The organism is Pseudomonas sp. N2-3-1-14 (genome assembly GCF_041228395.1).
Taxonomy (GTDB): domain Bacteria; phylum Pseudomonadota; class Gammaproteobacteria; order Pseudomonadales; family Pseudomonadaceae; genus Aquipseudomonas.
This window is the reverse complement of record NZ_CP166199.1, coordinates 5,634,047-5,653,945: the sequence shown is the minus strand read 5'-3', so window position 1 is coordinate 5,653,945 and position 19,899 is coordinate 5,634,047. Positions and strand designations below refer to the sequence as shown.

Below are 19,899 nucleotides of genomic sequence, written 5' to 3'. Positions count from 1 at the left end.
GTGGTCTGCGTCGCAAGATACTGACCACCGGTGACCTTGAATCTGGAACAAGCCCCTTTTGGGGCTTGTTTCATTTCCGGAGTGTGTCTAGAATACCCGGCTCGCCTGAGCCCGTGTTTTCTATGCTCGGAGATTCTCGGCGACATATGTAGCCGCAAGGCTAATTTTTTTGTATTAGGAGCGTCTAGCCCATGAGTATGCAGGACCCGTTAGCGGACATGCTAACTCGTATCCGTAATGCCCAGATGGCTGAAAAGTCCGTCGTAAGCATGCCATCTTCCAAGTTGAAGGTAGCTGTTGCCAAAGTCCTGAAAGACGAAGGCTACATTGCGGGTTATCAGATCAGCAGCGAAACAAAACCACTGCTGTCCATCGAGCTGAAGTACTTCGAAGGCCGTTCGGTCATCGAGGAAGTGAAGCGCGTTAGCCGTCCAGGCCTGCGTCAGTACAAGTCCGCTGAAGATCTGCCGAAAGTTCGTGGCGGTCTGGGCGTGTCTATCGTCTCCACCAACAAAGGTGTGATGACGGATCGTGCTGCGCGCGCTGCCGGTGTCGGCGGCGAAGTTCTTTGCACTGTGTTCTAAGGGGGGATAAGCATGTCTCGCGTCGCTAAGAACCCCGTTAAGCTGCCAGCCGGTGTCGAAGTAAAATTCGCAGGCCAACAGCTTTCGGTGAAGGGTGCCAAGGGCACTCTTGAACTGAACATCCATTCGTCCGTTGAGATCGTTGAAGAAGCTGGTGAGCTGCGTTTCGCTGCTCGCAATGGCGATCAACAAACTCGCGCAATGGCCGGTACCACGCGTGCGTTGGTAAACAACATGGTCCAAGGCGTAAGCCAAGGCTTCGAGCGTAAGCTCCAGCTGGTCGGTGTTGGTTACAAAGCGCAAGCAAAAGGCACGGTTTTGAACCTGGCCCTTGGCTTCTCGCACCCAGTGGATTACGAACTGCCGGAAGGCATCACCGCTGAGACCCCTAGCCAGACCGATATCCTGATCAAGGGTATTGATAAGCAGCTGGTAGGTCAGGTGGCCGCTGAGATCCGCGACTTCCGTCCACCAGAGCCGTACAAAGGCAAAGGTGTGCGCTACGCGGACGAAGTCGTCCGTCGTAAAGAAGCCAAGAAGAAGTAGGGCATAGCAAATGACCGACAAAAAAGTTACTCGACTGCGTCGCGCTCGCAAAGCACGCCTGAAAATGCACGAACTCGAAGTCGTGCGTCTCTGCGTGTTCCGCTCGTCGCAGCACATCTACGCCCAGGTCATCTCGGCCGACGGCAACAAAGTCCTGGCAAGCGCCTCGACTTTGGATAAAGAACTGCGTGATGGTGCCACTGGCAACATCGACGCGGCCACAAAGGTTGGCCAGCTGGTCGCTACGCGTGCTAAGGCCGCTGGCGTCTCGCAAGTGGCTTTCGACCGCTCTGGCTTCAAGTACCACGGTCGCGTGAAAGCGCTGGCTGATGCTGCTCGTGAAGCTGGGCTGGAGTTCTAAGTTATGTCAAATAACGACCAAAAGCGCGACGAAGGCTACATTGAGAAGCTGGTTCAAGTTAACCGCGTAGCCAAAACCGTTAAAGGCGGCCGTATCTTCACTTTCACCGCGTTGACCGTGGTTGGTGATGGTAAAGGGCGCGTTGGCTTCGGCCGTGGCAAGTCACGTGAAGTGCCTGCCGCGATCCAGAAGGCAATGGAAGCTGCTCGTCGCAACATGATCCAAGTTGATCTGAACGGCACCACTCTGCAGTACGCAATGAAGTCCGCTCACGGCGCTTCGAAGGTGTACATGCAGCCTGCTTCTGAAGGTACCGGTATCATCGCTGGCGGCGCTATGCGTGCTGTCCTCGAAGTTGCTGGCGTTCAGAACGTTCTGGCCAAGTGCTACGGCTCGACTAACCCGGTAAACGTGGTTCACGCCACTTTCAAAGGTTTGAAAGCTATGCAATCTCCTGAGTCCATCGCTGCCAAGCGTGGTTTGACTGTCAAGGAGATCTTCTGATCATGGCTACCGTTAAAGTAACGCTGATCAAAAGCATGACCGGCCGCATTCCTAACCACAAACTGTGCGTTAAGGGTTTGGGTCTGCGTCGCATCGGTCACACTGTAGAAGTCCAGGATACTCCCGAGAATCGCGGGATGATCAACAAGGCTTACTACATGCTGCGTGTAGAGGGTTAATCGATGAAACTCAATGATCTGAGTCCAGCGCCGGGTTCCCGTCGCGAAAAGCATCGTCCGGGCCGTGGTATCGGTAGCGGTTTGGGTAAGACTGGTGGCCGTGGCCACAAAGGTCAAACCTCCCGCTCCGGTGGCACCATCGCTCCAGGCTTTGAAGGCGGCCAACAGCCGCTGCATCGTCGCCTGCCTAAGTTCGGTTTCGTTTCCCTGAAGGCTATGGACCGCGCAGAAGTGCGTCTGTCCGAGCTGGCTAAAGTGGAAGGCGACATCGTTACTGTGCAGACCCTGAAAGATGCCAACGTGATCAACGTCAACGTACAGCGTGTGAAAATCATGCTGTCCGGTGAAGTGACTCGCGCTGTCACTATCGGCAAGGGAATCGGCGCCACCAAAGGTGCGCGTTCGGCTATCGAAGCAGCTGGCGGCAAGTTCGAGGAATAAATGGCTAAGCAAGGTGCTCTCTCAGCGCTCGGCAAAGGCGGTATGTCTGAACTTTGGGCTCGTCTGCGTTTTCTGTTCCTGGCGATTATCGTCTACCGAATAGGCGCACACATCCCGGTTCCAGGTATCAACCCGGACCGACTCGCAGACCTGTTTCGACAGAATGAGGGGACCATTCTTAGCTTGTTCAACATGTTTTCCGGCGGCGCGCTGGAACGGATGAGCATCTTTGCACTGGGGATCATGCCGTACATTTCGGCATCGATCATCATGCAACTGATGACCGCCGTCAGCCCGCAGTTGGAGCAGTTGAAGAAGGAAGGTGAAGCTGGCCGTCGCAAGATTAGCCAGTACACCCGCTACGGCACTGTCGTCCTCGCCCTGGTTCAAGCTATCGGCATGTCCGTTGGCCTGGCAGGGCAGGGCGTTGCGTTCACTGGTGACTTTGGCTTCTATTTCGTCGCGGTATCCACTTTTGTGGCTGGTGCGATGTTCATGATGTGGCTGGGTGAGCAGATTACTGAGCGTGGTGTTGGTAACGGTATCTCGATGTTGATTTTCGCAGGTATCGTCGCCGGTCTTCCGAGAGCAATTGGGCAGTCTTTCGAGTCTGCACGTCAGGGTGATATCAATATCTTCGCTCTGGTTGCTATCGGTTTGCTGGCAGTAGCGATTATCGGTTTTGTGGTGTTCATTGAGCGTGGCCAGCGTCGTATTGCTGTTCACTACGCCAAGCGTCAGCAGGGCCGTAAGGTCTTCGCTGCGCAGACCAGCCACTTGCCGCTGAAAGTGAATATGGCCGGTGTTATTCCGGCAATTTTCGCGAGCAGCATTTTGCTGTTTCCGGCTTCGTTGGGTACCTGGTTTGGTCAGTCTGAAAACATGGGCTGGCTGCAGGACCTCTCTCAGTCGATCGCTCCTGGTCAGCCGTTGAATATTCTGCTGTTTAGTGCAGGGATTATTTTCTTCTGCTTCTTCTATACGGCGTTGATGTTCAATCCGAAAGACGTAGCGGAAAACCTGAAGAAGTCCGGTGCCTTTATTCCGGGTATTCGTCCAGGTGAGCAGTCTGCGCGCTACATTGATGGCGTTCTGACTCGTTTGACCCTGTTCGGTGCTCTATATATGACGGCCGTGTGCTTGTTGCCCCAGTTCCTGGTGGTTGCAGCAAACGTTCCGTTCTACCTTGGCGGGACCTCGTTGCTGATCGTGGTCGTGGTTGTGATGGACTTCATGTCCCAAGTACAATCGCACCTCGTTTCGCACCAGTACGAATCCCTGATGAAGAAAGCCAACCTGAAGGGTTACGGCAGCGGCATGTTGCGCTGAGTACCCATAAGGTTCGAGGAGTTGGTGATGAAAGTTCGTGCATCGGTGAAAAAGCTGTGCCGTAACTGCAAGATTATTCGCCGCGAAGGTGTTGTTCGAGTAATTTGCAGCGCGGAACCGCGTCACAAACAGCGCCAAGGCTGAGTGTGATCCGCTTGAAGCCCGGCAGCTAGTGCGCTGCCGGGTTGATTATTTGTTATTACAGCGATATTATCTCGCGCCCTATTTCTTGGCTTCCGGGGCGTAGGTAGCTGTCAATTGGAGTCCCACTGAATGGCCCGTATTGCAGGCGTTAACATTCCAGATAACAAGCACACTGTTATCTCGCTGACCTACATCTATGGTGTTGGTCGCACTACTGCGCAGAAAATTTGCGCAGTTGCTGGGGTAAACCCAGCCGCTAAGATCAAGGATCTGAGCGACGAGCAGATTGAATTGCTGCGTGGCGAAGTGGCGAAGTTCACCACTGAAGGTGACCTGCGTCGCGAAATCAACATGAAAATCAAGCGTTTGATGGACCTCGGTTGCTATCGCGGTCTGCGTCATCGTCGTGGTCTTCCAGTACGCGGTCAGCGTACCAAGACTAACGCGCGTACCCGTAAAGGTCCGCGTAAGCCGATCCGCAAGTAATCGCCCCAGCGAATCGACAGGAAAATTATCATGGCAAAACCTGCTGCTCGTCCTCGTAAAAAAGTTAAAAAGACAGTGGTTGATGGCATCGCCCACATCCATGCATCTTTTAACAACACCATCGTGACCATCACCGACCGTCAAGGTAACGCGCTGTCTTGGGCTACCTCTGGTGGTTCGGGTTTCCGCGGTTCCCGCAAGTCCACCCCGTTTGCTGCTCAAGTAGCTGCTGAACGTGCTGGTCAAGCTGCGCTGGAATACGGCCTGAAAAACCTCGACGTCAACGTCAAAGGTCCAGGTCCAGGTCGTGAGTCTGCTGTCCGTGCTTTGAACGGCTGTGGCTATAAGATCGCCAGCATCACCGACGTGACGCCAATCCCGCACAACGGGTGCCGTCCGCCGAAGAAGCGCCGCGTGTAATCCAGGAGATTGTAAAGAATGGCTCGTTACATTGGTCCAAAATGCAAACTCGCTCGTCGCGAAGGCACCGATCTCTTCCTGAAGAGCGGCGTGCGCGCGATCGAATCGAAGTGCAACATTGAAGCAGCACCTGGTATCCACGGCCAACGCCGCGGTCGCCAGTCCGATTACGGCACCCAACTGCGTGAAAAGCAGAAGGTCCGTCGTATTTATGGCGTTCTCGAGCGTCAGTTCAGCGGCTACTACAAAGAAGCTGCTGGCAAGAAAGGTGCAACCGGTGAAAACCTGCTGCAACTGCTCGAATGCCGTCTGGACAACGTTGTATACCGTATGGGCTTTGGTTCGACTCGTGCCGAATCCCGTCAGCTGGTATCGCACAAATCCGTCAGCGTAAACGGCCAAACCGTTAACGTCCCGTCTTACCAGGTTCGTGCTGGTGACGTGGTCGCGATTCGCGAGAAAGCAAAAAACCAACTTCGCATTGTCCAAGCTCTCGATCTGTGTGCCCAACGTGGCCGCGTAGAATGGGTAGAAGTAGACACTGAGAAGAAGTCGGGCGTTTTCAAGAACGTTCCTGCTCGCAGTGATCTGTCCGCCGACATCAACGAAAGCCTGATTGTCGAGCTCTACTCCAAGTAAGGGCTAGAAAATAGGTGCATCCATGCAGATTTCGGTAAATGAGTTCCTGACACCCCGCCACATTGATGTGCAGGTTGTCAGTCCAACCCGCGCCAAGATCACTCTCGAGCCTCTCGAGCGTGGTTTTGGCCACACCCTGGGCAACGCGCTGCGCCGCATCCTGTTGTCCTCAATGCCCGGCTGTGCAGTAGTCGAGGCCGAGATTGACGGTGTGCTCCACGAGTACAGCGCCATCGAAGGTGTACAGGAAGACGTAATTGAAATCCTGTTGAACCTTAAAGGTCTGGCTATCAAGCTGCACGGCCGTGACGAAGTTACGCTGACCTTGTCGAAGAAGGGTTCGGGGGTGGTTACCGCTGCCGATATTCAGCTGGATCATGATGTCGAGATCGTTAACCCCGATCACGTAATCGCTAACCTGGCGTCTAACGGCGCCCTGAACATGAAGCTCACTGTAGCTCGTGGTCGTGGTTATGAACCGGCCGACTCGCGTCAGAGCGATGAAGACGAAAGCCGCAGCATTGGTCGCTTGCAGCTTGACTCTTCGTTCAGCCCGGTTCGCCGTATCGCATACGTGGTGGAAAACGCCCGTGTCGAGCAGCGTACTAACCTGGACAAGCTGGTTATTGATCTGGAAACCAACGGTACTCTGGATCCTGAAGAGGCTATCCGCCGCGCTGCAACCATTCTGCAACAGCAGTTGGCTGCGTTCGTCGACCTCAAAGGTGACAGCGAACCAGTGGTAATCGAGCAGGAAGACGAGATCGATCCGATCCTGCTTCGCCCGGTTGACGATCTGGAACTGACTGTACGTTCGGCTAACTGCCTTAAGGCGGAAAACATTTACTACATCGGTGACCTGATTCAGCGTACCGAAGTAGAACTGTTGAAGACTCCGAACCTGGGCAAGAAATCCTTGACTGAAATCAAGGACGTTCTGGCCTCCCGCGGTCTGTCCCTCGGCATGCGCCTCGACAACTGGCCGCCTGCAAGTCTTAAGAAGGACGACAAGGCGACTGCCTGATCGTCGTAATCACCGAACGTGAGTTTGGTAAGGAATGAACCATGCGTCATCGTAAAAGTGGCCGTCACCTGAGCCGTACCAGCTCGCACCGCAAGGCCATGTTCCAAAACATGGCGGTGTCGCTGTTCGAGCACGAGCTGATCAAAACTACACTGCCGAAAGCTAAAGAACTGCGTCGCGTTGCTGAGCCGCTGATCACTTTGGCCAAGACAGACAGCCTGGCTAACCGCCGTCTGGCTTTCGACCGTACTCGTTCGAAAGCTATCGTTGGTAAGCTCTTCAACGACCTGGGCAAGCGTTACGCTACCCGTGAGGGTGGCTACCTGCGCATCCTCAAGTGCGGTTTCCGCGCTGGCGACAACGCGCCTATGGCGTACGTCGAGTTGGTTGATCGTGCTACTGCCGGCGAAGCTGTATCCGCCGAGTAAGACGACAGTCTGCAACGAAGAACCGGGCCTAGTGCCCGGTTTTTTGTGCTCGTCTAAAAAACCACCTGTATTTCCTGCGTCGCTGCCCGCGCTTCTATCAATCCATCGCCGTTTGCGCGAATGGCTCATTAGTTATTCTCTATCAAAGACCATGATTTAATGCATTTGATGGTGTCATCTTGATGGTCGATACTTCCTCCAAGCCGATTAGCCGGCAGTTCCGAGTCTGACCTGAGGAAGATTGAGCATGAGTAAAGTCCTTACTACCGCCAGCGGTGCGCCCGTTGCCGATAACCAGAATTCCCGTACCGCCGGCCCGCGCGGTCCTTTGCTGCTCGACGATTTCCACCTGATCGAGAAGCTCGCACACTTCAACCGTGAAAACATTCCTGAGCGCCGCGTGCACGCCAAAGGCTCGGGTGCTTACGGTACTTTCACCGTTACTCAAGACATCACTCAGTACACCAGCGCGAAACTGTTCGAGTCCGTCGGAAAACAAACACCGACGTTTCTGCGATTTTCCACTGTCGGCGGCGAGCGCGGTTCGGCCGACACTGAGCGCGATCCTCGCGGTTTCGCCCTCAAGTTCTACACCGAGGAAGGTAACTGGGACATCGTGGGCAACAACACGCCTGTGTTCTTCATCCGTGACCCGCTGAAATTCCCGGACTTTATCCACACCCAAAAGCGCTTGCCGCAAAGCAACCTGAAAAGTGCGCAGATGATGTGGGATTTCTGGTCGCACTCTCCGGAAGCGTTGCATCAAGTCACCATCCTCTTTTCGGATCGCGGCATTCCTGACGGCTACCGTCACATGCACGGCTTTGGCAGTCACACTTATAGCCTGATCAACGCTCGTGGTGAGCGTCACTGGGTTAAGTGGCACTACAAGACCAAGCAAGGGATTAAGAACCTGGCACCCGCTGAAGCCGCGCGCCTGGCTGGTACAGATCCTGATTACGCACAGCGTGATTTGTTTGGTGCGATTGAGCGGGGTGACTTCCCGAAATGGCGTGTCTGCATTCAGATCATGACTGAAGCCCAAGCTAACGCTCACTACGAGAACCCCTTCGATGTGACTAAGACCTGGTCGCAGAAAGAGTTTCCCCTTATCGAAGTCGGCGAGCTGGAGCTCAACCGTAACCCGCAGAACTACTTTGCTGAAGTAGAGCAGGCCGCGTTTGGCCCAAGCAACATGGTGCCGGGTGTCGGCCTGTCGCCAGACCGCATGCTGCAAGGCCGCGTATTCGCTTACGCCGATGCTCACCGCTACCGCGTGGGTACCAATCACCAGCAATTGCCGGTGAACGCCCCACGCAACCCGGTGAACAGCTACCAGCGTGATGGTTCGATGGCCTTCGGCAGCAATGGTGGCGCAGCGCCTAACTATGAGCCAAACAGTTACGCTGATGCGCCCAAGCAAGCGCCACAGTATGCAGAACCCGCGCTGGCCTTGAGCGGTGCCGCTGATCGCTACGATCACCGTGAAGACACTGATTACTACAGCCATGCCGGCGCACTGTTTCGCTTGATGGACGAGAGTCAAAAAGCCCTGCTGGTCAGCAACATTGCCGGTGCAATGGCCGGCGTCACCAGCGATGTGGTTCAGCGCCAACTGCAGCATTTCTTCAAAGCTGACCCGGCTTATGGAGACGCAATCGCAAAGGCATTGGGTGTAACGCTTAGTTAAGTCTAAACGATAAGCAGAACCGCCCTCATTTGGGCGGTTTTTGCGTTATTTCAGCCACTTTTCTCCGGAAATCTTCACTTTTCTGCCGTTGGTCCCGTGACCTTAGGGTCATCATGGTTCAAACTACAGACTTTCAAGCAGGGAGATGTAGGGCGATGCAAGGTCACCCCGACGTAATCGATTACCTCAACACGTTGCTGACGGGCGAACTGGCAGCTCGTGACCAATATTTCATCCATTCGCGCATGTACGAAGACTGGGGCTTTACTGAGCTCTACGAGCGTATCAACCACGAAATGGAAGAAGAGGCACAGCACGCTGACGCGCTGATGCGCCGTATCCTGATGCTCGAAGGCACGCCGCGTATGCGTCCCGACGACCTGGATGTGGGCACTACGGTGCCTGACATGCTCGCAGCCGATCTTCGCCTCGAGTACAAGGTGCGTGCCGCACTCTGCAAGGGCATAGAGCTCTGTGAGCAACACAACGACTACGTGACCCGCGAAATTCTCCGCGTGCAGCTCAACGACACCGAAGAAGATCACACCTACTGGCTGGAAAAGCAGTTGGGCCTGATCAAGCTGGTTGGCCTGGAGAATTACCTGCAATCGCAGTTCTGATTCCCGGCTACAAAAAAGCCCCTGTCACCGCAAAGTGACAGGGGCTTTTTAATGCGCCCGAAAAAATCAGGCTTTATCGCGTGCCAGCAACGGCTTCAAGTAATAACCGGTATGCGACTGCGGCATCTCGGAAACCTGCTCCGGTGTGCCCACCGCAATGATCTGGCCGCCCTTGGAGCCGCCTTCCGGCCCCAGGTCCACCAGCCAGTCGGCAGTCTTGATCACATCCAGGTTGTGCTCAATAACCACCACTGTATTGCCGTGGTCACGCAAGCGGTGCAGTACGTCCAGCAATTGCTGGATATCGGCGAAGTGCAGACCCGTGGTCGGCTCATCGAGGATATACAAAGTCTTGCCAGTGTCCCGCTTGGACAGCTCACGAGACAACTTCACCCGCTGCGCCTCGCCGCCGGACAGGGTTGTCGCCGATTGACCCAGCTTGATGTACGACAGGCCCACATCCATCAACGTTTGCAGCTTGCGCGCCAACGCTGGAACCGCGTCGAAGAACACCCGCGCTTCCTCGATGGTCATCTCCAAGGTTTCGTGGATGCTTTTGCCCTTGTACTTGATCTCCAGGGTTTCGCGATTATAACGCTTGCTCTTGCACACGTCGCACGGCACGTAGATGTCCGGCAGAAAGTGCATCTCTACCTTGATCAGGCCATCGCCCTGGCACGCTTCGCAGCGCCCGCCCTTGACGTTGAACGAGAACCGGCCCGGCCCATAACCCCGCGAGCGGGATTCGGGTACGCCAGCAAACAGCTCGCGGATTGGGGTGAACAAGCCTGTATAGGTCGCCGGGTTGGAGCGTGGTGTACGGCCGATCGGGCTTTGGTCGATGTCGACGACTTTGTCCAGATGCTCCAGGCCCTTGATGCTGTCGTGCGCGGCCGCTTCCAGGGTGGTCGCGCCGTTCAAGGCGGTGGCACTCAGCGGGAACAGCGTGTTGTTGATCAGTGTCGACTTGCCCGAGCCGGAAACACCGGTCACACAGGTCAAAAGACCCAGCGGAATTTCCAGGTCGACGTTGCGCAAGTTGTTACCGCGTGCGCCCTTCAGGTGCAGCGCCATTTTCTTGTTGCGTGGCGTACGTTTGGCCGGCACTTCAATCTTCACGCGGCCAGACAGGTACTTGCCGGTCAAAGAGTCCGGGTGAGCCATTACCTCGGCAGGCGTGCCCTCGGCAACAATATGGCCACCGTGCACACCCGCGCCCGGACCGATGTCGACCACGTAGTCCGCCAGGCGAATCGCGTCTTCATCGTGCTCGACCACGATCACGGTGTTGCCGATATCCCGCAGGTGCTTCAGCGTTCCCAGCAGGCGGTCGTTGTCCCGTTGGTGCAGGCCAATCGACGGTTCATCGAGGATGTACAACACGCCCACGAGGCCAGCACCAATCTGGCTGGCCAAGCGAATCCGCTGAGCTTCACCGCCAGACAGCGTGTCCGCACTGCGATCCAGCGAAAGGTAGTCCAGGCCAACGTTAACCAGGAACTGCAGACGCTCACGGATTTCCTTGAGGATCTTGTCCGCAATTTCCCCACGACGCCCGGTCAGCTTGAGTCCACCAAAATAGTCACAGGCATCGCCAATCGGCAGGTTGGTCACGGCCGGCAGTGTCTTCTCGCCCACCCACACATGCCGCGCCTCGCGACGCAGACGCGTGCCGCGGCAATCCGGGCAAGGCTGAGTGCTGAGGAATTTGGCCAGCTCTTCACGCACGCTCGCCGACTCAGTCTCGCGGTAACGACGCTCCAGGTTCGGCACGATGCCTTCGAATGGGTGCGAGCGTTTGACGATATCGCCACGGTCGTTCAGGTACTTGAAGTCGACATTCTGCGAGCCGCTGCCGTGCAGGATGACCTTCTGCTGCTCGGCCGGCAGCTGGTTGAACGGCACTTCCAGGCTGAACTTATAGTGCGAGGCCAATGACCCCAGCATCTGGAAGTAGTAGACGTTACGCCTGTCCCAGCCGCGAATCGCGCCCTCCGCCAAAGTCAGCTCACCGTTGACCAGGCGCTTGATGTCGAAGAACTGCTTAACGCCCAGGCCATCGCAGGTCGGGCAAGCGCCAGCCGGGTTGTTGAAGGAAAACAGCTTGGGCTCCAGCTCGCTGATGGCGTGGCCGCAGATCGGGCAGGCAAAGCGCGCGGAGAAGATAACCTCTTCACCCGGCTCGTCGTCCATCGGTGCAACCAGCGCAATGCCATCCGCCAGCTTCAGCGCGGTTTCGAACGATTCGGCCAAACGCTGCTGCAAGTCGGCGCGCACCTTGAAGCGGTCGACCACCACATCAATGGAATGCTTCTTCTGCTTGTCGAGCTTCGGCGCTTCATCCAGCTCATACAGCTTGCCGTTGATGCGCGCGCGCACAAAACCTTGCGCACGCAGCTCTTCGAAGACCGAAAGGTGTTCGCCTTTACGCTCGCGAATCACCGGCGCCAGCAACATCAGCTTGGCGCCTTCCGGCTGGGCCAGCACCAGGTCGACCATCTGGCTGACGGTCTGGGCTTCCAGCGGAATATCGTGGTCCGGGCAGCGCGGAATACCCACACGCGCATACAGCAGACGCAGGTAGTCGTAGATTTCGGTGATGGTGCCCACGGTAGAGCGCGGGTTATGGGAGGTTGACTTCTGCTCGATGGAAATTGCCGGCGACAGGCCTTCAATGGTGTCGACGTCAGGCTTTTCCATCATCGACAGGAATTGCCGGGCATAGGCCGACAGCGATTCCACGTAGCGACGCTGACCTTCGGCATACAGCGTGTCGAACGCCAGGGACGATTTGCCGGAGCCGGACAGGCCGGTGATGACGATCAGTTTGTCCCGGGGCAGGGTCAGGTCGATGTTCTTCAGGTTGTGGGTTCTAGCCCCACGAATCAGGATCTTGTCCAAGATGGCCTCGCACGGCGGGCGTAAATAATGCAGGAGTATACGGCTAAAGACTGGATGAATATACACTGTCAAAGTGCCGGTTGCAGCCTTACATGAAAGCTGCGCGGCAAAGCGCCGCATATACCCTCTCAATCGATGGGACTGGTAGAATCGCCGCCGGTTCACACGAGGTTTTTCCATGCACGATCCCCACAGCGAACGCATGAGTAGCGGCGAGACCCGAGCAGCAAGCGGTCTGGCCCTGGTGTTCGCCTTCCGTATGCTTGGCATGTTTATGGTGTTGCCGGTGCTGGCGACCTATGGAATGGATCTCGCAGGCGCGACCCCCGCCCTGATCGGCCTGGCGATTGGCGCCTATGGCCTGACCCAGGCGCTTTTCCAGATTCCGTTCGGGATCATCTCCGACCGCATCGGCCGGCGCCCAGTGATTTACCTGGGGCTCATCGTGTTCGCGCTCGGCAGCGTGCTTGCCGCGCAATCGGATTCGATCTGGGGCGTGATCGCCGGGCGCGTGCTGCAGGGCGCCGGCGCAATTTCTGCGGCCGTCATGGCGCTGCTCTCGGACTTGACCCGCGAACAACATCGCACCAAGGCCATGGCCATGATCGGCATGACCATCGGCCTGTCGTTCGCGGTGGCCATGGTGGTGGGTCCATTGCTGACGCGCGCCTTTGGTTTGCACGGGCTGTTCCTGGCCACGGGCGGCATGGCGTTGTTCGGGATCGTGATCGTGGCCTTCATGGTGCCGCGCTCCACCGGCACCTTGCAGCACCGTGAGTCCGGCGTCGCACGCAAGGCATTATTGCCGACGCTCAAGCACCCGGACTTGCTCCGTCTGGATTTAGGTATCTTCGTGTTGCACGCGATGCTGATGTGCAGCTTCGTCGCGCTGCCCCTGGCCCTGGTACAAAAAGCCGGCCTGCCCAAGGAGCAGCACTGGTGGGTCTACCTGACAGCCTTGCTCATTTCGTTCTTCGCCATGATCCCGTTCATCATCTACGGCGAGAAGAAACGCAAAATGAAACGAGTTCTCCTGGGCGCCGTCGCGACATTGATGCTCACTGAGCTATTCTTCTGGGAGTTCGGCGACAGCCTGCGGGCGCTGGTAATCGGCACGGTGGTGTTCTTCACCGCGTTCAACCTGCTGGAGGCTTCGCTGCCTTCGCTGATCAGTAAAGTTTCACCGGCCGGTGGCAAGGGCACGGCGATGGGGGTTTACTCCACCAGCCAGTTCCTCGGCTCCGCGCTTGGCGGCATCATGGGCGGCTGGATGTTCCAGCATGGCGGTTTGTCGGTTGTGTTCCTCGGATGCGCCGGGCTGGCTGCACTTTGGCTGGTCTTTGCTGTTACCATGCGCGAACCTCCGTACGTCACAAGCCTGCGCCTGCCGCTGTCGCCCGAAGCAATTCGTGAAGCTGGCCTGGTAGAGCGCCTGAAGGCCGTCGTCGGGGTAACAGATGCAGTGGTGGTCGCTGAAGAGGCGGCCATTTACATCAAATTGGACACCGAATTATTGGATCGCGCGACGCTCGAGCAACTGGTCAACCCAGTGCCGACAGCGCGCCCAGCTTAGGAGAACGTTATGGCCCGTGGGGTTAACAAAGTCATATTGGTCGGTACATGCGGCCAGGATCCCGAAGTTCGCTACTTGCCTAACGGTAACGCCGTGACCAACCTGAGTCTGGCGACCAGCGAACAGTGGACTGACAAGCAGACCGGCCAGAAGGTCGAGAAAACCGAATGGCACCGCGTGTCGATGTTCGGCAAGGTTGCAGAGATCGCCGGCGAGTACCTGCGCAAAGGTTCGCAGGTTTACATCGAAGGCAAACTGCAAACCCGCGAGTGGGAAAAAGACGGCATCAAGCGTTACACCACTGAAATCGTGGTCGACATGCAAGGCACCATGCAACTGCTCGGCGGCCGTCCACAGCAGGGCGACCAACAAGGCGGGGGCAACAACTACCAGCAGTCCGCTCCGGCCCCACGCCAGCAGGCTCCGCGTCCGCAGCAGTCGGCACCGCAGCAGTCGCGTCAGGCGCCGCCTCCACAACAGGCCGCCCCACAGCCTGCTCCGGATTTCGACAGCTTTGATGACGATATCCCGTTCTGAAGTGTAGCTTTTTCAGAACCATAAACATTAGAAGCGAAGCCATTGATTTGGCTTCGCTTTTTTATTGTTTACAGATTTTTGCGGATTAAGGGCTACATTTGTTAAGCGTTTACCTTTCAAAGGTGTAAACAAATGGCCCTCAATCCCTACGCGGTAAAGACGCTCGTATTGAGTTCCGGAGAGCGGTTGCCGGTGCTGATTGCTCTGGCCACGGGAGTCCCCCTATTCGAGCCGTCTATTTACGTGCTCAGCGAGATTCGCGCTACCAACAAAGCGAGCAATACGATTGACCAGGTCTTGCGGTCGATCATGGTATTGCAGCTATTCCTCGACTCGAGCTCAATTGATATTGAGCAGCGGATCCAACAGGGCGGAGTTTTTCGCCTGAGTGAACTTGATGAGCTTGTCCGGCACTGCAGGCGGCCTGTCGCTGATCAACTGAATTGCGATTCAATTTCCCCTTCCCATCAATCCGCTCGTAGAAGCGCCGCTGAAAGTGTGCGCCTTTTTCAACGAAAACTTGCACCAATAGAGGTGGCGGGCCATACCGCAGCTAACCGTATTCGGGTCATCCGGGACTATCTTGAATGGCTCGTGAGATACCACATGGCTCGGCATCAACCGGGTGCAACTGAGGCAGAGCGGCTTTGGAATGAGTGGACGTCTTGCAAGGATGCGTTGAACGCGCGACTGCCGCGCCACAAAGGTCGGAATACTATTGGGCAGCGGGAAGGGCTTAAGCCAGAGTTGGCGGAGAAACTCCTCAATGTTACGTCGCCAACATCACCTGAGAATCCCTGGAGGGGGGAGAACACACGCATTCGAAACGCTCTCCTAGTGCGCTGGTTTTACGAGCTTGGCCTACGGCGTGGCGAAGTTTTGAACGTGACGATTCCCGACATTAACTTTCAGTCGGAGGAGCTCACGGTTGTCAGGCGAGCAGACGATCCGCAAGACCCCCGAAAGGATCAGCCACTGGTAAAGACGCGTGACCGAAAGATTCCATTATCCCCAGGCCTTTGCAAGCTGACCCACGAATACATAGCCATCACACGCCGAGCCACTGAAGGTGCAAGGCGGCACCCATACCTATTCATCGCCATGTGCACCGGGGCGCCTCTGTCGCTCAGTGCTGTGAATGCTATTTTCGCCGAGCTTCGGAATACCTTCGATGGCGAGTTCGATGCTGTAACTCCGCATGTTCTGCGCCACACGTGGAACGACCGCTTCTCGGACATTATGGACAATGCGAAAGTCTCTGAAGCCGAAGAAGAGCGCATGCGATCGTTCTTGATGGGGTGGGCACCGACCTCGAAGACTTCTGTCAATTACACCCGTCGGCACGTCCGACTGAAAGCTCAGCAAGTGTCTTTGGCGATGCAAGCGAAGCAAGTAGACGGTATGTCGAGTGATGACTGAAAAACGAGCAATTACCCGTCAGTCGTTGGGCGATCTGACTCTGCCGCCTACTGTGAGGGCGCTCAGCGGAGCGGTGTTCGATCCGAGCGCCAAACGATGGGCGTTCCATGATGGCCTTCATTCAATCAGTGTGAATTTCGAAAGACTGAGAGGATGTGCGACTGATGAGTTAATCGCGGCAACGAAGTTTCCCTTGCTTTGGTATGCCGAAAACACGGAAGCGACGACTGTCGTCTCACAGTTTGACCTTATGAGGCGATTACTCGAATCGATATCGGATGCACAAGGAAAGCCAGTCAGCGTCATTGATGCGCCGCTGCTCGCTAACTTTCGAGCTTCCCTGACATCGGATACCGAGTGGAGGCTGGGGGCCTTAAGCGCCTTTATTAAAAAGTGGAATAGTTTGGGCGTGCCAGGCGTAACGAACGCTGCCGTGCGCTTTCTCAAAAGTATTCGCCTCAAAGGGAACCGCAAGGGCGCAGCAGTCCTGACTATGGATCCGCTCAAGGGGCCGCTTACGGATATTGAACGCTCGGCTACGCAAGCGGCACTTAACGATGCTTTTGCCGCCAAGAAGATCGCTCTGGATGACTATCTTTTGACGTGGCTTTGTTTGCTCTTGGGGCAGAGAAACATCCAGTTTGCGATGTTGAAAGTGTGTGATGTCGAAGAAATTGTGAAGGCTGATGGTAACCACGAGTATGTGCTTCGAGTGCCCAGGGTAAAGCAAGGCGGGGGCGAGGCGCGACGGGAGCAATTTAAGGCGCGATTGATAACCCCCAGCATCGGAAAATTGCTTATAGGCTACGCGAGCAGTGTTCGCGAACGATTCGGGCTTGACGAAAAATTCTCCATTGCGCCGTCGCAAGCGCCTTTGTTTCCTCAAAGGAAGGCGACGAAAAGGATTCGTCCAGGATTTCACCATCACACATCGCCTGATGAGATTGGCAGCAGAATCAGTTCGGTATTTGAAGCTCTACAGGTTTATTCAGAGAGGACCGGCGAGCCCATCAAGGTTACCTCTAAAAGGCTGCGACATACGATGGCTACGTCCGCGGCCAGAGAGGGACGCGGCGAGCTGATCATCGCTGAATTGCTAGATCACAGCGACACTCAAAATGTCGGAATCTATGTGAAGGCCACACCGGAAATCATTGAGCGGATCGATCGTGCTGTGGCGCTTCGAATGGCGCCGCTTGCTCATGCGTTTGCTGGTGTCGTCATTAGTGAGGAGTCGGCGGCGATCCGTGGCGGTGACCCAACGAGTCGGATTGTCGATCCTCGCTTTGACGAAACGATGAAGCCGATGGGGAACTGTGGTCGCGGCGGACCTTGTGGTTTTATGGCGCCTATCGCGTGCTACACCTGTAAAAACTTCCAAGCCTGGGTCGATGGTCCTCATGAAGCGGTGCTGGACTACCTGATGGTCGAGCGTGAACGTCTGATCGCAGTGGCAGATGCCCGCATCGCAGCAGTGAATGACCGAACGATTCTGGCCGTTGCCGAGGTGGTTGAGCTCATTCGTGAGAAGCGTGGGGAGACGAAGGATGCCTGACAGCCTCGTAGTGTTCACCCCCAGGGCAGAGCGGGATGCTGCAGAAAACTTGGGCGAGTTTATCGCGATGAGCCGGTCTCAACTGACCATTTTCGGTGCTGGTCTTAGTTTTAGCGATATGACATGGGATGTCACCGACACCACGCAGCTGAAGGCGCATGGTAAGAACCGGGTCCGCATCTGCTTCTCTACTCAAGAAACGGTAGACGCCATACTGCCAACTCAGATGGCTGAGCCGTTTGTGTCTTTTGCAAAAGCATACGTCCGCTACATGCAGGGTATGCGGCCAACGAAGAATCCTGCTTTTCGAGTCACTGCGCTGCGCGCCCTTGATGCGGCTTTTAGGAAGAGCGGTCATTTGATCCCGGTGATGATGGATGGCGACACGTTTAATCGAGCTGCGCGAATTATCGCTGAGCGCCTCTCAGGATCTACGGCCTATCGCGTAGGTTCTCAGCTCGAGTTGATTGCCTGGTTTATGTCAGAGCACCGTCTCACAGTGATTCCGCTATCGTGGCGTAGTCCTATCAATCGGCCGCTCGATACGGTTCGTGTGGGGCAGGAGTTTGACAAGCGCCGGAACGAAAAGATGCCATCTCAAGCCGCATTGGAAGCGCTTCCCAAGACGTTCTACATGGCGTCCCAACCTAATGACGTTATGTTCTCGTCGATTGCCGCGATTCTCTGCTCTGCGCCTGATCGCATCAATGAGGTGTTACTGCTTACCGAGAGCTGTGAGATTTATGACAAAACGTTAGGTGGTAAAGATGTCTACGGCCTGCGATGGCAGCCGGCAAAGGGGGCTGATCCAATGGTTAAATGGATCATTCCCTCAATGGCTCTCGTTGTCGCTGAGGCCGTTGCCAAAATCAGGCATTTGACGGAAGGCGCTCGACGTATTGCTCAATGGTACGAGTTGAACCCAGAAAAGCTTTATCTACCTCAGCATTTGGAATACCTGAGAAGCCAAGAGCTTTTGACAATGGATGAAGTTCAGCAAGTGATTTTGCTGGATGAGGGCGCGGCTTCATTTGCTCGACTTTGGTGCGCCGCAAATGATGTGTTGTTGATAAAAAACGGCCGCAGAGTTTGTGCGCGATTTGCTGATGTCGAAAGAGCCGCGATAGCTCTACTTCCAGCGGGATTCCCACTGCTAAACGCGGAGATGGGCCTTAAGTTTTCAGAGGCGCTGATAGTAGTGCGGCGTAATGAACTGCATTCTGCCAAAGGTACATTTGGCTGTGTCGTTGAACCGGTCACCATCAATCAGGTGAACACCGCACTCGGCACCAGAAGTGAACATGGCTTTGAGTCGATGTTTGGGCGCCTTGGTTTCACTGAGCCAGACGGCAGCCATATCCGAGTATCTACCCATCAGTTCCGTCACTACTTGAATACCTTGGCCCAGGCGGGGGGATGAGTCAGTTAGACATTGCGAAGTGGTCGGGGCGCGTGGATATTCGGCAGAATGAGGTTTATGACCATGTAAGCGCAGATCAAATGGTGGCGAAGATTCGCGCGTCCATTGGCGACGAATCTCAAATGTTCGGTCCGCTGGCAAATCTGCCGAAGAATATCCCTATTTCACGTGATGAGTTTGCACGACTTAAAATTCCTACAGCCCATACGACTGACTTTGGTTTTTGCGTCCATGACTACACGATGATGCCCTGTGACCGGCATGCCGACTGCATCAACTGCGGCGAGCACTTATGCGTGAAAGGCGATGAAGGCAAGACTATGAGGGTGAGGCGTCGGCTGGAAGATGCGAAGCAACTGCTCACACGTGCTGAGGAGGCAACGACACAGGGTTATTACGGCGCCGACCGCTGGATGGAGCACCACAAGAAGACGGTTCTGCGACTAACCCAACTTACAGAGATTTTCGATCATCCCTCAGTCGCGATTGGCTCTGTTATTCAGCTAGCGGATGTTCCGATCATTTCTTCGACGGGAGTGGAGCAAGCGCTGGAGGATCGAGCCGCATTGGATGGTTATTCGACGCTGAAGCGCTTGGCGCCGACTAACGCTAGCCGAATTAAGCGGAGCAAGCATGGCTAAAAGGCGAGCAAGAAACCTCGATGATCAGGCCATCGAACGCATTGTCGGTGTGTTGGATGGGTGGTCAGGCAAGCTTTCTTGGGATCTGCTCATTGAGGCGATTGAGAATCGCCTGGGTGTTCGTTACACGCGTCAGGCACTCGACAAGCACGCCCGGATTAAATCGGCATACCAGGCTACTAAGACGCGTCTTAGCAAGGTGCCTGGTTCGGAGTCCCTTCAAAAATTATCTACTGTAGAGGTTGGAGCGCTTACAGAACGTCTTAAGCGATTGGAGGCCGAGAACGCTCGCCTAAAAGTGGAGAACGAAAGTCTGCTCGAGCAATTCGTCACGTGGGCCTATAACGCATATTTGAAAGGGATGACGAAAGAGTATCTGAGCACGCCCCTTCCTCGAGTGGATAGAGAACTGACTAAACTTGCCCGCACAAAGAGGTTCGCAGGCGATAAGGGTTAAG

General features: G+C 55.7%; 23 protein-coding genes. 22 read left to right on the top strand and 1 reads right to left on the bottom strand.

The features are described from left to right. Positions 1–191: 191 nt before the first annotated feature. The 15 genes from rpsH to bfr all read left to right on the top strand — a co-directional run bounded on the left by rpsH (position 192) and on the right by bfr (position 9,395). Positions 192–584: a 30S ribosomal protein S8 gene (gene rpsH / locus AB5I78_RS26220; RefSeq protein WP_010566853.1), complete on the top strand. Its 393-nt coding sequence runs from the start codon at positions 192–194 to the stop codon at positions 582–584. A 12-nt stretch (positions 585–596) separates the two neighbouring features. Beyond that, positions 597–1,130, top strand: coding sequence for a 50S ribosomal protein L6 (gene rplF, locus AB5I78_RS26215; RefSeq protein WP_003176412.1), 534 nt, complete (start codon positions 597–599; stop codon positions 1,128–1,130). A 10-nt stretch (positions 1,131–1,140) separates the two neighbouring features. Then, positions 1,141–1,491, top strand: coding sequence for a 50S ribosomal protein L18 (gene rplR / locus AB5I78_RS26210; protein ID WP_003186037.1), 351 nt, complete (start codon positions 1,141–1,143; stop codon positions 1,489–1,491). Between the two features lie 3 nt (positions 1,492–1,494). Next, positions 1,495–1,995 carry a 30S ribosomal protein S5 gene (gene rpsE, locus AB5I78_RS26205; protein ID WP_003176409.1) on the top strand — a complete coding sequence of 167 codons (501 nt, stop codon included), beginning with the start codon at positions 1,495–1,497 and terminating at the stop codon, positions 1,993–1,995. Between the two features lie 2 nt (positions 1,996–1,997). Continuing rightward, a complete protein-coding gene (rpmD, locus tag AB5I78_RS26200) occupies positions 1,998–2,174 on the top strand; it encodes a 50S ribosomal protein L30 (protein ID WP_003176408.1) in 177 nt (58 codons plus the stop codon). A gap of 3 nt (positions 2,175–2,177) precedes the next feature. After that, a complete protein-coding gene (gene rplO, locus AB5I78_RS26195) occupies positions 2,178–2,615 on the top strand; it encodes a 50S ribosomal protein L15 (RefSeq protein ID WP_003176407.1) in 438 nt (145 codons plus the stop codon). After that, positions 2,616–3,944, top strand: coding sequence for a preprotein translocase subunit SecY (gene secY, locus AB5I78_RS26190; protein ID WP_016969470.1), 1,329 nt, complete (start codon positions 2,616–2,618; stop codon positions 3,942–3,944). Positions 3,945–3,971: 27 nt separating this feature from the next. Next, positions 3,972–4,088, top strand: a complete 117-nt coding sequence (gene rpmJ / locus AB5I78_RS26185; protein WP_002555468.1) for a 50S ribosomal protein L36 — start codon at positions 3,972–3,974, stop codon at positions 4,086–4,088. Between the two features lie 129 nt (positions 4,089–4,217). Further along, entirely contained in the window at positions 4,218–4,574 is a 357-nt protein-coding gene (rpsM, locus tag AB5I78_RS26180; protein ID WP_024077676.1) for a 30S ribosomal protein S13, read from the top strand. 30 nt (positions 4,575–4,604) lie between these two features. Continuing rightward, positions 4,605–4,994: a 30S ribosomal protein S11 gene (gene rpsK / locus AB5I78_RS26175; protein WP_002555466.1), complete on the top strand. Its 390-nt coding sequence runs from the start codon at positions 4,605–4,607 to the stop codon at positions 4,992–4,994. An 18-nt stretch (positions 4,995–5,012) separates the two neighbouring features. Continuing rightward, entirely contained in the window at positions 5,013–5,633 is a 621-nt protein-coding gene (gene rpsD / locus AB5I78_RS26170; protein ID WP_003210056.1) for a 30S ribosomal protein S4, read from the top strand. Between the two features lie 22 nt (positions 5,634–5,655). After that, positions 5,656–6,657 (top strand): DNA-directed RNA polymerase subunit alpha, encoded by a 1,002-nt coding sequence (rpoA, locus tag AB5I78_RS26165; protein WP_003176403.1) that lies wholly within the window; start codon positions 5,656–5,658, stop codon positions 6,655–6,657. A gap of 41 nt (positions 6,658–6,698) precedes the next feature. Then, a complete protein-coding gene (gene rplQ, locus AB5I78_RS26160) occupies positions 6,699–7,085 on the top strand; it encodes a 50S ribosomal protein L17 (RefSeq protein ID WP_003176402.1) in 387 nt (128 codons plus the stop codon). 241 nt (positions 7,086–7,326) lie between these two features. After that, positions 7,327–8,775: a catalase gene (locus AB5I78_RS26155; RefSeq protein WP_145162697.1), complete on the top strand. Its 1,449-nt coding sequence runs from the start codon at positions 7,327–7,329 to the stop codon at positions 8,773–8,775. Between the two features lie 155 nt (positions 8,776–8,930). Beyond that, complete coding sequence (bfr, locus tag AB5I78_RS26150) at positions 8,931–9,395, top strand: bacterioferritin (RefSeq protein ID WP_015886133.1); 465 nt, start codon at positions 8,931–8,933, stop codon at positions 9,393–9,395. Between the two features lie 66 nt (positions 9,396–9,461). Here the strand turns inward: bfr and uvrA are convergent, their stop codons facing one another. Next, positions 9,462–12,296, bottom strand: coding sequence for an excinuclease ABC subunit UvrA (gene uvrA / locus AB5I78_RS26145; protein WP_369302381.1), 2,835 nt, complete (start codon positions 12,294–12,296; stop codon positions 9,462–9,464). A gap of 178 nt (positions 12,297–12,474) precedes the next feature. Here uvrA and AB5I78_RS26140 point away from each other — a divergent pair, with 178 nt between their 5' ends. The 7 genes from AB5I78_RS26140 to AB5I78_RS26110 all read left to right on the top strand — a co-directional run bounded on the left by AB5I78_RS26140 (position 12,475) and on the right by AB5I78_RS26110 (position 19,898). After that, positions 12,475–13,869, top strand: coding sequence for an MFS transporter (locus AB5I78_RS26140; RefSeq protein ID WP_369302382.1), 1,395 nt, complete (start codon positions 12,475–12,477; stop codon positions 13,867–13,869). A gap of 9 nt (positions 13,870–13,878) precedes the next feature. After that, on the top strand, positions 13,879–14,406 hold the full coding sequence (locus AB5I78_RS26135) for a single-stranded DNA-binding protein (protein ID WP_010467282.1): 528 nt from the start codon (positions 13,879–13,881) through the stop codon (positions 14,404–14,406). Between the two features lie 132 nt (positions 14,407–14,538). Further along, positions 14,539–15,825, top strand: a complete 1,287-nt coding sequence (locus tag AB5I78_RS26130) for a tyrosine-type recombinase/integrase (protein ID WP_369302383.1) — start codon at positions 14,539–14,541, stop codon at positions 15,823–15,825. Continuing rightward, entirely contained in the window at positions 15,818–17,380 is a 1,563-nt protein-coding gene (locus tag AB5I78_RS26125; RefSeq protein ID WP_369302384.1) for a site-specific integrase, read from the top strand. Before AB5I78_RS26130 ends, AB5I78_RS26125 begins: the two co-directional genes overlap by 8 nt. Then, positions 17,373–18,800: an integrase gene (locus AB5I78_RS26120; protein WP_370004168.1), complete on the top strand. Its 1,428-nt coding sequence runs from the start codon at positions 17,373–17,375 to the stop codon at positions 18,798–18,800. Before AB5I78_RS26125 ends, AB5I78_RS26120 begins: the two co-directional genes overlap by 8 nt. After that, the gene (locus tag AB5I78_RS26115; RefSeq protein ID WP_370004166.1) at positions 18,797–19,441 is read left to right on the top strand and encodes a hypothetical protein; all 645 of its coding nucleotides are present in this window, start codon (positions 18,797–18,799) and stop codon (positions 19,439–19,441) included. Before AB5I78_RS26120 ends, AB5I78_RS26115 begins: the two co-directional genes overlap by 4 nt. After that, on the top strand, positions 19,434–19,898 hold the full coding sequence (locus AB5I78_RS26110; RefSeq protein WP_369302386.1) for a hypothetical protein: 465 nt from the start codon (positions 19,434–19,436) through the stop codon (positions 19,896–19,898). Before AB5I78_RS26115 ends, AB5I78_RS26110 begins: the two co-directional genes overlap by 8 nt. Position 19,899: the final 1 nt, after the last annotated feature.

Coding starts and splice junctions, on each gene's coding strand:
- rplR (WP_003186037.1), top strand. CDS start 1,141: ATGACCGACAAAAAAGTTACTCGACTGCGTCGCGCTCGCAAAGCACGC.
- secY (WP_016969470.1), top strand. CDS start 2,616: ATGGCTAAGCAAGGTGCTCTCTCAGCGCTCGGCAAAGGCGGTATGTCT.
- rpoA (WP_003176403.1), top strand. CDS start 5,656: ATGCAGATTTCGGTAAATGAGTTCCTGACACCCCGCCACATTGATGTG.
- AB5I78_RS26125 (WP_369302384.1), top strand. CDS start 15,818: ATGACTGAAAAACGAGCAATTACCCGTCAGTCGTTGGGCGATCTGACT.
- AB5I78_RS26115 (WP_370004166.1), top strand. CDS start 18,797: ATGAGTCAGTTAGACATTGCGAAGTGGTCGGGGCGCGTGGATATTCGG.
- rpsK (WP_002555466.1), top strand. CDS start 4,605: ATGGCAAAACCTGCTGCTCGTCCTCGTAAAAAAGTTAAAAAGACAGTG.
- rpsM (WP_024077676.1), top strand. CDS start 4,218: ATGGCCCGTATTGCAGGCGTTAACATTCCAGATAACAAGCACACTGTT.
- rpsD (WP_003210056.1), top strand. CDS start 5,013: ATGGCTCGTTACATTGGTCCAAAATGCAAACTCGCTCGTCGCGAAGGC.
- rpsE (WP_003176409.1), top strand. CDS start 1,495: ATGTCAAATAACGACCAAAAGCGCGACGAAGGCTACATTGAGAAGCTG.
- rpmJ (WP_002555468.1), top strand. CDS start 3,972: ATGAAAGTTCGTGCATCGGTGAAAAAGCTGTGCCGTAACTGCAAGATT.
- AB5I78_RS26130 (WP_369302383.1), top strand. CDS start 14,539: ATGGCCCTCAATCCCTACGCGGTAAAGACGCTCGTATTGAGTTCCGGA.
- rpsH (WP_010566853.1), top strand. CDS start 192: ATGAGTATGCAGGACCCGTTAGCGGACATGCTAACTCGTATCCGTAAT.
- AB5I78_RS26110 (WP_369302386.1), top strand. CDS start 19,434: ATGGCTAAAAGGCGAGCAAGAAACCTCGATGATCAGGCCATCGAACGC.
- rplF (WP_003176412.1), top strand. CDS start 597: ATGTCTCGCGTCGCTAAGAACCCCGTTAAGCTGCCAGCCGGTGTCGAA.
- bfr (WP_015886133.1), top strand. CDS start 8,931: ATGCAAGGTCACCCCGACGTAATCGATTACCTCAACACGTTGCTGACG.
- AB5I78_RS26140 (WP_369302382.1), top strand. CDS start 12,475: ATGCACGATCCCCACAGCGAACGCATGAGTAGCGGCGAGACCCGAGCA.
- rplO (WP_003176407.1), top strand. CDS start 2,178: ATGAAACTCAATGATCTGAGTCCAGCGCCGGGTTCCCGTCGCGAAAAG.
- rpmD (WP_003176408.1), top strand. CDS start 1,998: ATGGCTACCGTTAAAGTAACGCTGATCAAAAGCATGACCGGCCGCATT.
- AB5I78_RS26120 (WP_370004168.1), top strand. CDS start 17,373: ATGCCTGACAGCCTCGTAGTGTTCACCCCCAGGGCAGAGCGGGATGCT.
- rplQ (WP_003176402.1), top strand. CDS start 6,699: ATGCGTCATCGTAAAAGTGGCCGTCACCTGAGCCGTACCAGCTCGCAC.
- AB5I78_RS26135 (WP_010467282.1), top strand. CDS start 13,879: ATGGCCCGTGGGGTTAACAAAGTCATATTGGTCGGTACATGCGGCCAG.